Genomic DNA, 12,856 nt, shown 5'->3' with positions numbered 1-12,856 from the left:
ACGCTCCTTTCCGGCGAAGACGGTCTCTGAGGTCGGGATGGGTTGGTGGGGAATCGAACTGCTATCAGACTATCGGGCGGGTCTGACAACTTTGGTGCGCTGCAAGTGGGCTGTGGATGGACTTGTTCGGCGAGGTGTTGGGTTCAGGATAGCGGTGGGGTGTGACAACTTCGTGCGTGAGTGTGGTTGCGTGGGTGGACCCTTCGTGGCGCGGCCTCGCAAGCTCGGACGCTACTCAGCGATCAAGGGTGCGGCGTCTTTCTCGGTTCTCTGATGGGTGGGAGTCGTTAGCGTGGAGTCGGACTGGTATCAGATTATCGGGAGGGTCCGACAACTTCGGGGTGCTGCGGGTGGGATGTGGATGGACTCGATCGGCGAGGTGTTGGGTTCAGGATAGCGGTGGGGTCCGACAACTTCGTGTGCGTGAGTATGCTTGCGTGGGTGGACCCTTCGTGACGCGGCCTCGCATGCTCGGACGCTCCTCAGTGGTCAGGGGGCTTCGCTTGTTCGTCGCTGCGCTCTTCGTGATTTGTGGCCGGGGCTTCCTCTCCGATTCTCTAGTGGCCGGGAAGCGTTAGTGGGGAATCGTAACTGCCATCAGACTATCGGGTGGGTCTGACAACTTTGCGGCGTTGCGGGGTGGGCTGTGGATGGACTTGCTCGGTGAGCTGTTGGGTTCAGGATATCGGCGGGGTCCGACAACTTTTGGTGCGTGAGTGTCGTTGCGTGGGTGGACCCTTCGTAACGCGGCCTCGCAAGCTCGGATGCACCTCAGGGATCGTGGGTGAGCTATGGATTTCCCCTCTGCGGCGGGAAACGTTGGCGGGGAGCCGGACTGATATCAGACTAGCGGCCGGGTCTGACAGCTTTGGTGCGCTGCGGGAGGGGTCTGGATGGACTTGATCGGCGAGGTGTTGAGTTCAGGATAGCGGCGGGGTCCGACAACATTTCGTGCGTGAGTGTCGTTGCGTGGGTAGACCCTTCGTAACGCGGCCTCGCAAGCTCGGATGCTCTTCAGGGCACAGGGACGCGGGGGACCCGGGGGACGGCCTCGCAAGCTCGGTCGCCCTCAGCGAGCAGGGGACGCTTCAAACCCTCAGCGGGACCGCACCTGAATCACCGCTGTGACCATTTCGGTCCATGTCGCGACCACCTGGGCGCGACGGCGCGAATCGTCGGACAAGGTGTCGGCCAGGCCGAGACCGCGGGCGAGGTCGAGGGTGACCTGCGCAATTCGATGTGAATCGGGGTAGCGGTCGTCGGGATCGATGGCCGCAACAGTCATCTGGTGAGCGGCGCGGGCGAACTTCGCCTCCATCGGCAGGATGAGCTGACGCAACGCAGGATCGGAAGCGGCGGCCGCCCACACCTGCAGCGCCGCTTTGAATTCGGTTCCCGTATAGATGGCGACTGCTCGGTCGACCGCGGCGGCCACGCGGTCCTCCTCGTCGTCGGGCAGGGATGCGAGAACCCCGGAAGCGGTCGAGGTCATCTCCTCGAATACCTGCTCCAGGACCGCAGTGATCAGCGCCTCGCGAGTGGGGAAATGATGCTGCGCCGCACCGCGCGACACCCCAGCGCGCTCGGCGACCGCCGCAACCGTGGCCGCCGCCCACCCGTCATGGGCGAGAGCGTCCATCGTCGACTGCACCAGCCGTTCACGGGTCAGTCGCGACCGCTCCTGTCGGGGTTCGCGCGGCACCGGCGCGCGGGTACCGCTCGTCGTCATCGCTGATCCGCGGTGAGGTCCCACGGCGGGCGTCGTTTGGACAGGAATGCGGTCATCCCAGCCCGAGCCTCCTCGGATCCGAAGAGCTCCGCCGACTCCACGGCCCTCGCATCGGCTTCGTTCTCGAACCGCGCCAGCACCTCTGCGGTCGTCAGCGCCTTCGACGCCGCGAGCCCCTGCGGGGATGATCGCCGGAGGTTCGCGAGCACCGCGTCCATGCCGGACCCGAGGTCGTCGATGGTGGCGAAGGCTTCGGTCACCAGCCCGATACGGACCGACTCCTCGGGCCCGAAGGTCTCACCGGACAGAAAGAACCGCCCGGCGGCGCGCGCGGTGAGCTTCGGCAGCAGAACCAGCGAGATCACCGACGGCGCCAACCCGAGCCGCGCCTCGGTGAGCGCGAAGGTGCACGACGGTCCGGCCAGCACCATGTCGGCGGCGCCGATCAGACCGAGTCCCCCGGCCCGCACATGACCGTCGATACGGGCGATGACCGGTTTCGGCATTGTCAGGATCGCACGCATCAAATCGATCATCGATCGAGTACCGTGTGCCGACGCGTCCTCCACCGACATACCGGACTTCAGCGCCGCGCTGAGATCGGCGCCGGCACAGAATGTTCCACCGGTGTGGGTGAGAACCACGGCCCGCACGCCCGGATCGTCGGCAGCCAACTGCAACGCAGTCGACAACTGGTCGACGAGCACCGCGCCGAGCGCGTTGCGGTTCGCCGGCGAATCCAGCTCGAGCGTCGCAATCCCCTCGACGATCCTCGTATGGACGACCTCTGGGGTTCCGTCGATCATGTCAGCTTCCTGTTCTGCCATTACGCACCGTGCCGTCGCGCTCAGTACGACTTCGGCAACCCGAGGCTCGTCTGGGCGACGAAGTTGAGGATCATCTCACGACTCACCGGAGCGATGCGAGCGATCCGGGCGAGACTCAACAGCGGCGCCAGACCGTACTCGGTGGTCAGTCCGTTACCGCCCATCGAATGCACGGCATGGTCGACGATCTTCACGCACGCCTCGGCCGCCGCGTACTTGGCCATGTTCGCGGGTTCGGCTGCCCCCCAGTCGTCAGCCGCGTCGTACAGGGTCGCGGCCTTCTGCATCATCAGCTTGGCCATCTCGATCTGCACCTTGCCTTCCGCCAGCGGATGGGCGATCGCCTGGTGCGCACCGATTGGCGTCTTCCAGACGGTGCGATCATTGACGTAGGCGACTGCCTTGTTGAGCGCGAAGCGCCCCATCCCCACCGCGGAGGCCGCGGCCATGATGCGTTCCGGGTTCAGACCGGCGAACAACTGGCTCAACGCAGCGTCCTCCGACCCGACCAGCGCGTCGGCCGGCAGCCGTACGTCGTCGAGGAAGAGCTGGAACTGCTTCTCCGGGTTCTGCAGTTCCATGTCGATCATCGTGTACTCGAAGTTCGGCGCATCAGTCGGCACGATGAACAACGCCGGCTTGAGCTTGCCGGTCTTCGCGTCCTCGGTGCGCGCCACGATCAGCACCGCATCGGCCTGATCGACACCGGAGATGTAGACCTTGCGTCCGGTCAGCAACCACTCGTCGCCGTCGCGCCGAGCGGTTGTGGTGATCTGATGCGAGTTCGACCCGGCATCGGGTTCGGTGATGCCGAACGCCATGGTGATGGTGCCGTCGGCCAGTCCCGGAATCCACCGGTCCTTCTGCTCGTCGGTGCCGAAACGCGCGATGATGTTGCCGCAAATGGCCGGCGACACCACCAGCATCAGCAGTCCGGCACCGGCAGCCGCGATCTCCTCCATCACGATGGACAGCTCGTACATGCCGGCGCCCCCACCGCCGTACTCCTCGGGAAGATTCACGCCGATGAAGCCGAGTTTTCCTGCTTCCAGCCACATTTCGTCGGTCTTACGACCTTCCCGCGCGCACTCCCGGAAGTACTCTTGGCCGTACTTCGCGGCGAACGCCGCCACCGACGCGCGCAACGCAGCGCGTTCCGGGGTCTCCACGAACGGGTTGGGCGCGGTGTCGTTGAGCGTCTCGGTCATCCGACCTTCTCCTTCTGTTCTGCTGCTACGTCTGTCCGGTCGTTCTCGTCGTCGGTGATCACCGCGAGCACGTCACCCACCGACAGCTGCCTGCCCGGCTCCACCGACAGCGAGGTGACCACCCCGTCGGCGGGCGCCGCGATGGTGTGTTCCATCTTCATCGCCTCCAGCCACAACAGCGGCTGTCCCGCGCTCACCCGATCACCCTCCGCGACGGCCACCCGGATCACCGCGCCCGGCATAGGCGCCAGCAGCGAACCGGGCCGCGCGATCGCGGACGGATCGACGAACCGAGGAACCCGCCGCAACGTCACCGACATTCCGGGCCGGTCGACAAAGAGCAGATCGTCGTAGCCCGACACCGTCCACTCCCGGCGCACCCCGTCGACCTCCAACGTCACCGACCCGGGAGCCACCGCGATCACCGTCGTGTCGGGCAGGTCTGGCAGTGTCACGCCGGTACGCCCGTGTCGATACCGCACGTCGATCTCGCCGCCACTGCGCACATCGGTGAACCGTCGCACCCGCGGCCCCGACGCGAGATTGCGCCAGCCGGAGGGCAATCCACGCTGCACCACGGCATCGCGGCGCGCCGCCGCCGAATCCGCCAGAGCCGCGACGGTCGCGGCGACACAGATGTCGCCTTCGGAGGCCGGCAACGCCGACAACACGTCGAGTCCGATCTCGTCGATGAATCCCGTGTCGGTGTCACCGGCGAGGAACTGCTCGGAGCGCAGGGTGTTGACGAGCATGTCCCGATTGGTGATCGGTCCGTGAATGGTGGCGTCGGCCAGTGCGCGCGCCAGCATCGCTGCCGCACGCCGACGATTCGGTGCCCAAGCGATCACCTTGGCGAGCATGGGGTCGTAGAACGTGGAGACCTCACTGCCGTCGACGATGCCCGCATCGACCCGAATGCCCGGGCGGCTCAACGGGCCGAACTCGGTGTCCGCGTCGATCCGGATGGCGTGCACGGTGCCCGACTGTGGTTGCCAGTCCGCGGCCGGATCCTCGGCATACAGCCGCACCTCGATCGCGTGGCCGGTCGCGACCGGTTCCGCACCGTCGAGACGCTCCCCCATCGCAACCCGTAACTGCCACTCCACCAGGTCGGTTCCGGTGGTCAGCTCGGTCACCGGATGCTCCACCTGTAGCCGGGTGTTGGTCTCCAGAAAGAAGAACCGGCCCGACTCGTCGGCGAGGAACTCGACCGTACCGGCACCCGTGTAGTCGATGGCCGACGCCGCCGACCGCGCGGCGTCGAACAGTCGGGCGCGCAGGTCACCACCGATCCGCTCCACCAACGGTGCCGGGGCTTCCTCCACCACCTTCTGGTGGCGGCGCTGGATGGAACACTCACGCTCGCCGACCGCCCACACGGCACCATGTGTGTCGGCCAGGATCTGGACCTCGATGTGGTGACCGCGCTCGATGTAAGGTTCGCAGAACACGGTCGGGTCACCGAACGCGGACTCTGCTTCCCGCGCGGCGGCCGCGACCGCATCCGCGAGTTCGTCGAGCGTCCGCACGATCCGCATGCCACGACCACCGCCGCCGGCCGACGCCTTGATCAACAGCGGCAAATCGTCGGCGCTCACTGCGGCGGGGTCGAGGTCGCCGAGCACGGGCACCCCGGCGTCGACCATCAACTTCTTGGCGTTGACCTTGGAACCCATCGCCGAGATCGCGGCGGGCGACGGGCCGACCCACGTCAGTCCGGCATCGATCACCTTCTGCGCGAATTCGGTGTTCTCCGAGAGAAAGCCGTATCCGGGGTGGATAGCGTCGGCGCCGGCTGAGCGGGCCGCGGCGATGATCGCCTCACCCTGCAGATACGTCTGGGCCGACGTCGTCCCCGGTAGCCGAACGGCCGCGTCGGCCAGCCGTGTGTGCGGCGCATGTTCGTCCGGGTCGGAGAACACCGCGACGGTGCGCATCCCCATCGCCCGTGCAGTGGTGAACACGCGGCAGGCGATCTCGCCACGATTGGCCACCAGGACCGACGTGATCTGTGGTGCGGAATCTGTCATGTTTTCCTCACATCCGGAAGACGCCGAAGTTGGATGTGCCCTCCACCGGGGCACTGTGGATCGCCGACAGACACAACCCCAGCACCGTCCGGGTGTCGCGCGGGTCGATCACCCCGTCGTCGTAGAGCATCCCGGACAAGAACGCAGGCACCGATTCCGCCTCGATCTGGGCTTCGATCATCTGCCGCATCCCGGCATCGGCAGCCTCGTCGACTGTTCCGCCGCGCGCCTCGGTCGCCGCCCGCGACACGATCGAGATCACACCCGCTAGCTGCGCTGCCCCCATCACCGCGGATTTGGCACTGGGCCAGGCGAACAGGAAACGCGGATCGTAGGCGCGACCGCACATGCCGTAATGCCCCGCACCGTAGCTGGCGCCCATCAGCACCGAGATGTGCGGCACCGTCGAGTTGGAGACGGCATTGATCATCATCGAACCGTGTTTGATGATGCCGCCCTGCTCGTACTCCTTGCCGACCATGTAGCCGGTGGTGTTGTGCAGGAACAACAGCGGCGTGTTGCTGCGGTTGGCGTGCTGGATGAACTGGGTGGCCTTCTGCGCCTCTTGACTGAACAGCACGCCCTGCGCGTTGGCGAGGATGCCGATCGGGTACCCGTGCAGGCGGGCCCACCCCGTGCACAGCGAGCTACCGTATTCGGGTTTGAACTCGTCGAAGTCGCTGTCGTCGACGATGCGGGCGATCACGTCGCGCGGGTTGAACGGGATCTTCAGGTCCGCCGGCACGATGCCGAGTAGTTCGGACGGGTCGTGGTGCGGCTCGACGACCTCGGCCACCGGTCCGGGTCCCTGCTTGCGCCAGTTCAACCGGGACACAATGCGACGGCCGATGCGGATCGCGTCCTGTTCGTCGGCCGCGTAATGGTCGGCGAGCCCGGACTGACGCGCGTGCATCTGTGCGCCGCCGAGGGATTCGTCGTCGCTGTCCTCACCGGTGGCCATCTTGACCAGCGGTGGACCACCGAGGAACACCTTGGACGCATTCTCGATCATCACCACGTGATCGCTCATCCCCGGAACGTATGCACCACCGGCGGTCGAGTTGCCGAAGACCAGCGCGATGGTGGGGATACCCGCTGCGGACAGCCGGGTGAGGTCTCGGAACATCCGACCACCCGGGATGAACACCTCTTTCTGCGTGGGCAGGTCCGCCCCGCCGGATTCGACCAGCGAGATCACCGGCAGTCGGTTGGCCAGCGCGATGTCGTTGCAGCGCAGAATCTTGCGCAGTGTCCACGGGTTGGACGTGCCGCCACGCACGGTGGGGTCGTTGGCGACGATCATGCATTCGACACCTTCGACGACGCCGATGCCGGTGACGACCGAGGCGCCGACCTGGAAGTCGGAACCATATCCGGCCAGCGGGCACAGTTCGAGGAAAGCGGAATCCTCGTCGATCAGCAGCTCGATCCGCTCACGCGGAATCATCTTGCCGCGCTTGCGGTGCCGCTCGACGTACTTCCCACCTCCGCCGGCGAGAGCCTTGTCGAACTCCGCCTGCAGTTCGGTCAGCTTCTGGTTCATCGACTGCTCGGCGGAGCGGAAGTCCTCGGCAGCGGGATCAATGGTGGATCGAAGTGTGGTCACTGCTGATACCCCAATCGTTTTGCGGCGAGGCCGGTGAGGATCTCCGTGGTGCCGCCGCCGATGCCGAGGATGCGCATGTCCCGGTATTGCCGTTCGACCTCGGTGCCGGTCATGTAACCCAGTCCCCCGAACAACTGCACCGCCTTGTTGGCCACCCATTCACCGGTTTGCACCGCGGTGTTCTTGGCGAAGCAGACCTCGGCGATGAGATCGTCGCCAGAGGCGACCTTGCGCTCCACCACGGCCCGGGTGTAGGTCCGGGCCACGTCGATGCGGCGCGCCATCTCGGTGACGGTGTCCTGCACCGATTGCCGGGCGATGAGTGGTTTACCGAACGTCTGCCGGTCCCGGGCCCAGTCCAGAGTGAGGTCCAGGCACCGTTGCGCGCTGGCGTAGGCCTGCACCGCAAGACCCGCCCGCTCCGCGACGAACCCGGCGGCGATCTGCGCGAATCCGGAGTTCTCCGGACCCACCAGATTCGACACCGGGACCCGCGCATCGACGAAGGCCAGTTCCGCGGTGTCGGAGCTGCGCCAGCCCATCTTGTCCAGTCGGCGGGTGACGGTGAACCCCGGCGTGTCCTTCTCGAGCACCAGCAGCGACACGCCGGACGCCCCCGGCCCGCCGGTCCGCACGGCGGTGGTCACGAAGTCAGCGCGCACCGCCGAGGTGATGTAGGTCTTGGCGCCGTTCACCACGAAGTGGTCGCCATCGCGCACCGCGGTGGTCCGCAAATGGCCCACGTCGCTGCCGCCATCGGGTTCGGTGATGGCGAGGCTGCCGATCTTCTCCCCGGCCAACGTGGGTCGCACCCAGCGATCGATCTGGTCGGGATCACCGGCGGCGATCAAGTGGGGCAGAGCGATGCCGTGTGTGAAAAGCGAAGCGAACACGCCAGCCGCCGCCCCGGCGTAGTGGAACTCCTCACCCAGCACCGAGGCATCGACCAGGTCACCGCCGGAGCCTCCCACCTCCTCGTCGATGCCAAGTCCGAACAGGCCGAGCTTCGCGGCCTCACGATGCAGGTCACGCGGCAACAGCCCGTCACGCTCCCAGTCGTCCTGATGCGGCCGAACGTGCCGTTCGACGAATCCGCGGACGGTCGAACGGAGTTCGGCGCGCTCCGGGCTGTCCCAGACCGGACTGGTGATGGTCACCTGTTCTCCTCGCTGTCGGGGGATGCGCTGTCAGTTGGTGCCGCGGTGAAGGCGACGGGGATCGGTACCGGACGCGACCGCAGCCACTCCCCCATCCCCTTGGCCTGCGGATCGAAGCGCACGTTCTCGGCGACGCCGCGTCCGAGGACCCCTTCGATCACGAAGTTGACCGCATGGAGATTGGGCAGCCGGTACCGGTGCACGACGAGGTCGGCGACCTCGGGCAGCAACTCTTTGAGCAGCGCAACGTCGAGGGTGTGGTCGAGCCACTCGAAGTGCGCCGGATCACGCACCCACACACCGATGTTCGCGCTGCCGCCCTTGTCGCCGCTACGCGCGCCCGCCACCGTGCCCAACGGTATCGACGATGTCGGTCCCCAGTCGTGGGCACCGGATGGCGACGGCTCGTCGGGGTCGGCGGGCACCTCGGTGCGCAGCGAGCTCGGATCGATCCGCTCCACCACCCCATTGGGCAGGGCCACCCGATGCTCCACCTCGGCGGCGTCGACGTACCCGGGTTCGAACACCCCGTACGGCGAGCCGTTACCCGGCGGACCGGTCATGGTGAAGCCGGGATAGCTCGCCAGGGCCAACTCCACGGCGGTCGCCGAGAACGCCCGGCCGACTTTCTTCGCATCGGGATCGCGGACCACACAACGCAACAGCGCACTCGCCTGCTCCTCGGTGGTGGCGTCGGGCCGGTCGAGCCGGGACAGTTCCCACGCCATCTCGGCCGGCTGCGTCGGCAGCGCATCGGCGAACTGCGCCATGAACAGTTCGGCCTTGGCCTCGATGTCGAGGCCGGTCAGGATGAGGGTGATTTCGTTGCGCACACCGGCCAGATGGTTGAGCGACACCTTCGTGGTCGCCGGTGGCGCCTCGCCGCGCACACCGCTGATCGACACCCGATCCTCGCCGGCCTGCGTCAGCGTGATGCTGTCGAGTCGGGTGGTCACGTCGGGCCCCAGGTAGCGCGGTCCGGTGACCTCGTAAAGCAGTTGCGCGGTGACCGTTCCGACGGTGACCGCACCGCCGGTGTCGGGGTGTTTGGTGATCACCGACGAGCCGTCCGCGGCGATCTCGGCGATGGGGAATCCGAGATGCCCCATCCGCGGCAACTCGGTGAAGAACGAGTAGTTGCCGCCCGTCGCCTGCGCACCGCACTCGATCACATGGCCGGCCACCACCGCACCGGCCAGTGCATCCAGGTCATCTGGTTCCCAACCGAATTCACTGGCGGCCGGCCCCACGGTCAACGAGGCGTCGGTGACCCGGCCGGTCACCACCACGTCGGCACCGGCGTCGAGAGCCATCTTGATGCCGAACGCGCCCAGGTAGGCGTTGGCGGTCAGCGGCGTGCCGAGGCCGAGCTCGGCAGCACGCTCGGTGAGGTCGTCACCGTCGACGAACGCGATCCCCGCATCGATGCCCACGCTGTCGGCGAGTTCGCGCAACGCCACGGTCAACCCGTGCGGGTTGAGTCCGCCGGCGTTGACGACGATCCGGACGCCCTTGTCGACGGCCAAACCGAGACAGTCTTCCATCTGACGCAGAAAGGTCTTGGCGTAACCGGCTTTCGGGTCCTTCATCCGGTCGCGGCCGAGGATGAGCATGGTCAGTTCGGCGAGGTAGTCGCCGGTCAGGTAGTCCAGCTCGCCGCCGTCGAGCATCTCGCGGACAGCGGCGAAGCGGTCGCCGTAGAAGCCCGACGCGTTGCCGATGCGAATACTGCGCGGTGCGGTGGAGGCCATCTCGTCAGTCCTTCGTCGCGGTGCCGGCGGGTTCGCGGCCCGCTCCGGGCGGCCCGGCGAAGGCCTGGGCGATCCGAACCCATCGGCGCGCCTCGTCGCCGTCGACGGTCAGATCCGAGTCGGCCGCTGCACGCCGCTGGGTGACCACGCCGCAGAAATCGACGGCCGGACCCCGCACGATGTCGGGGGCGTCCTCGGGTCCCCACGTCCACAACTGCCCCGATGGCGCGGTGAGCTCGTAGCGGAACGCAGCCTCCGGCGGGGTCAGCCCGTTGACCGTGTAGGCGAAGTCGCGGGTACGGACCCCGATGTGCACGACACCCTTGATGCGGTCGGTGGGGGTCCGCGCCACCCCCAGCGCGTCGGCGACGTCGAGCCCGTGCGCCCAGGTCTCCATCAGTCGCGCGGTGGCCATCGACGCCGCCGACATCGGCGGTCCGAACCACGGGATCTTCACACCGTCGGGCACAGCGCGCAGGGCATCCGCGAGCGCGCTACGCGCGGTCCGCCAGTCGTGGAGGATTCGCGCGGGGGCTGCGGCCGCACCACGCTCGGCGGCCTCGTCGACGTAACGCTCCGCGTTCGGCGCCGCCTCGGTGAGCGCGACCGCGAACCCGTCGGGGTCGGTAGCGGCGAGCAACGCCATCCCGTCGGTCCAGCTCAGGTGGGCGATCTGATGTGCAATCGTCCATCCGGGAGCCGGAGTCGGCCGGGACCAGGTGGCATCGTCAAGGTCGGCCACCAGGTCATCGAGTTCTCGGGATTCATCGCTCAGATCGGCGACGAGAGTGTCCACCAACGACATGCGACCAGCGTCACACATGCCGTCAGAAAAAGCAATCATGCTTGATTGTTTTTTACCGCCGCCATCGCACGTCCGGCGTCGAAACCCGGCCCGCAGAACTCAGCGATAGATGACGTCAGCGGCCGCGGTGCTCAGCACCGTGCTGTCGGCCGACCGCATGATCGCCTCGAAGGACGCGATCCGACGACCCGCCTTCACCGGCCGCACGTCGACGGCGAGCTCGCCGCCGTGCACTGCCGGCGACCTGAGGAACCCGATGGCGAGGTCGCCGAGCTGGTAGTCCGCGCCGGCGGCGGCGTTGGCCTGACCGGCGAACGAGCATGCCTGCGCCGCGATCGCAGCGATCACTCCCCCATGCATGGTGCCGAAGATGTTGCCCATCCAGGGCTCGGTGGTGATCAGGAAACGCACACCGGCGGCGCGGTCGTAGTCGACGAGTTCGACCCGACCGTTGAGAAGGTCGGCGATCGGCCCGGCCGGGCGTATCCCGTTCGCGATCTGCTCGACGATCTCCCGCCCGGTCAGGGACGGCTCGATGGCCGGCGGCAGTTCGACGCCATGGGTGTAGGCACCGCTGGGTGTGGGTTCGGCGCCGCGGGGCTCGGCGGGATGCGCGTCGAAGGATCGCCCCACCGCCACGTTGCGCGCGGTTCCGGTACAGCACAGCCGTCCGGTCGAGGTGACCAGATCGACCCGGGTCGAACCGAAGCCGTCGTCGTGCATCATCAGCTCGGCGGTCCCGGTGACCCGGTCATCCACGCCGACGCGCCCCTGCATCGACATCGCCAGCCGCGCCTGTACGCACGGGGACCCGTTGGGGCCGGACCGGAAGAACGGCAGGCCCCCCAGGTGATCGAACAGCACCGCCAGGGCCGCCAGGTCGATGCGGCCGCGGTGATCGGCGAACAGCGGTCCGAGCTGCTGGTCGGCGGCCACCCGGCCGCCCTCGACCATGGCCACGTTGCCGATACCGAAGGCACTCATCGGATCGGTCGGCGGCTCGCGGTCTGTCCAGTTCATGTCGGCAACCATGGACCAATCCAAGCACTCGCATCGCAGTGGTCGGCGTCACGCATCTCGGATGCATAACAGATCACCACGGGCGCGCCCCGGCGGCCGTGGGCGTCGGCGACCCTGGGAGGCAACGCCGGCGACCATGCGGGCCCACCTCGAAGGGAAAGCAATGACCGTGATCGCGTCCCGACTCGTCTCCCGCGGTACCACCGCGCGCCAGTCCACCCTGATCGCCGCAGCAGCTGCCGCCGGGCTCACCCTGAGCGTCGGCGCGGGCGTTGCCGATGCCGCACCGACCCCGTTGCGTGTCGACCAGGCCCCGAATGTCGGCATCACTGTCGACGACAACGGGATCTCGGGAGGTTTTGCCGCCGATCTCACCGCGGTGGCAGCCGACGGTGAGCGCACCCGGTTGGCGCTGCGGCCGTTCGCCGAGGCATGTGCCGACAGCCTGGCCACCGCACGGGTGGCCATCACCTGGCGCAACGTGAACACGAACCGCACCGACGACGTCACCTTCCCGGTCTGCGCTGCCGGCAAGCCCTCGTCGGGCGCGGTCGTATCCACTGGCATCGGCCGGATATCGTTCACCACCACCATCATCGGACGGGCCGAGCAGGCCTTCACGATCAGCCCCGGCACCGGCTGGTTCATCCGCTGATCGGCTCCGCGGAACGTCCGAGTAGACATTTCTCGGAATCTGTTCACAAGGAATGAGAACACGTTCTA

The 12,856-nt window shown here is 67.1% G+C and carries 10 protein-coding genes; 1 reads left to right on the top strand and 9 read right to left on the bottom strand.

What is annotated here, in order from left to right:
- Positions 1–1,096 precede the first annotated feature (1,096 nt).
- The 9 genes from VX037_RS15600 to VX037_RS15560 form a co-directional block, all read right to left on the bottom strand.
- Entirely contained in the window at positions 1,097–1,729 is a 633-nt protein-coding gene (locus VX037_RS15600) for a TetR/AcrR family transcriptional regulator (RefSeq protein WP_287015358.1), read from the bottom strand.
- Positions 1,726–2,535 (bottom strand): enoyl-CoA hydratase family protein, encoded by an 810-nt coding sequence (locus tag VX037_RS15595; RefSeq protein ID WP_328714847.1) that lies wholly within the window; start codon positions 2,533–2,535, stop codon positions 1,726–1,728. Before VX037_RS15595 ends, VX037_RS15600 begins: the two co-directional genes overlap by 4 nt.
- A 41-nt stretch (positions 2,536–2,576) precedes the next feature.
- Positions 2,577–3,764, bottom strand: coding sequence for an acyl-CoA dehydrogenase family protein (locus tag VX037_RS15590; protein WP_328714845.1), 1,188 nt, complete (start codon positions 3,762–3,764; stop codon positions 2,577–2,579).
- Positions 3,761–5,794: an acetyl/propionyl/methylcrotonyl-CoA carboxylase subunit alpha gene (locus VX037_RS15585; RefSeq protein ID WP_266061629.1), complete on the bottom strand. Its 2,034-nt coding sequence runs from the start codon at positions 5,792–5,794 to the stop codon at positions 3,761–3,763. Before VX037_RS15585 ends, VX037_RS15590 begins: the two co-directional genes overlap by 4 nt.
- Positions 5,795–5,801: 7 nt before the next feature.
- Positions 5,802–7,400, bottom strand: a complete 1,599-nt coding sequence (locus tag VX037_RS15580) for an acyl-CoA carboxylase subunit beta (protein WP_235723539.1) — start codon at positions 7,398–7,400, stop codon at positions 5,802–5,804.
- Positions 7,397–8,557 carry an acyl-CoA dehydrogenase family protein gene (locus VX037_RS15575; protein ID WP_235723538.1) on the bottom strand — a complete coding sequence of 387 codons (1,161 nt, stop codon included), beginning with the start codon at positions 8,555–8,557 and terminating at the stop codon, positions 7,397–7,399. Before VX037_RS15575 ends, VX037_RS15580 begins: the two co-directional genes overlap by 4 nt.
- The gene (locus VX037_RS15570) at positions 8,554–10,308 is read right to left on the bottom strand and encodes an acyclic terpene utilization AtuA family protein (RefSeq protein WP_235723537.1); all 1,755 of its coding nucleotides are present in this window, start codon (positions 10,306–10,308) and stop codon (positions 8,554–8,556) included. Before VX037_RS15570 ends, VX037_RS15575 begins: the two co-directional genes overlap by 4 nt.
- 4 nt (positions 10,309–10,312) lie before the next feature.
- Positions 10,313–11,113, bottom strand: a complete 801-nt coding sequence (locus VX037_RS15565) for a TIGR03084 family metal-binding protein (RefSeq protein WP_235723536.1) — start codon at positions 11,111–11,113, stop codon at positions 10,313–10,315.
- 99 nt (positions 11,114–11,212) lie between these two features.
- Positions 11,213–12,133 carry a hotdog domain-containing protein gene (locus tag VX037_RS15560; RefSeq protein WP_235723535.1) on the bottom strand — a complete coding sequence of 307 codons (921 nt, stop codon included), beginning with the start codon at positions 12,131–12,133 and terminating at the stop codon, positions 11,213–11,215.
- A 163-nt stretch (positions 12,134–12,296) separates the two neighbouring features.
- On the opposite strand from VX037_RS15560, the gene VX037_RS15555 reads away from it, so the two are divergent.
- Entirely contained in the window at positions 12,297–12,788 is a 492-nt protein-coding gene (locus VX037_RS15555) for a hypothetical protein (protein ID WP_235723534.1), read from the top strand.
- Positions 12,789–12,856 lie beyond the last annotated feature (68 nt).

The organism is Gordonia sp. Z-3 (genome assembly GCF_036233855.1).
GTDB classification, from domain to species: Bacteria; Actinomycetota; Actinomycetes; order Mycobacteriales; family Mycobacteriaceae; genus Gordonia; species Gordonia tangerina.
The sequence above is the reverse complement of the archived record's forward strand: the minus strand, read 5'-3'. Positions and strand labels throughout refer to the sequence as shown.

Coding starts and splice junctions, on each gene's coding strand:
- VX037_RS15570 (WP_235723537.1), bottom strand. CDS start 10,308: ATGGCCTCCACCGCACCGCGCAGTATTCGCATCGGCAACGCGTCGGGC.
- VX037_RS15590 (WP_328714845.1), bottom strand. CDS start 3,764: ATGACCGAGACGCTCAACGACACCGCGCCCAACCCGTTCGTGGAGACC.
- VX037_RS15565 (WP_235723536.1), bottom strand. CDS start 11,113: ATGTCGTTGGTGGACACTCTCGTCGCCGATCTGAGCGATGAATCCCGA.
- VX037_RS15595 (WP_328714847.1), bottom strand. CDS start 2,535: ATGATCGACGGAACCCCAGAGGTCGTCCATACGAGGATCGTCGAGGGG.
- VX037_RS15585 (WP_266061629.1), bottom strand. CDS start 5,794: ATGACAGATTCCGCACCACAGATCACGTCGGTCCTGGTGGCCAATCGT.
- VX037_RS15600 (WP_287015358.1), bottom strand. CDS start 1,729: ATGACGACGAGCGGTACCCGCGCGCCGGTGCCGCGCGAACCCCGACAG.
- VX037_RS15560 (WP_235723535.1), bottom strand. CDS start 12,133: ATGAACTGGACAGACCGCGAGCCGCCGACCGATCCGATGAGTGCCTTC.
- VX037_RS15555 (WP_235723534.1), top strand. CDS start 12,297: ATGACCGTGATCGCGTCCCGACTCGTCTCCCGCGGTACCACCGCGCGC.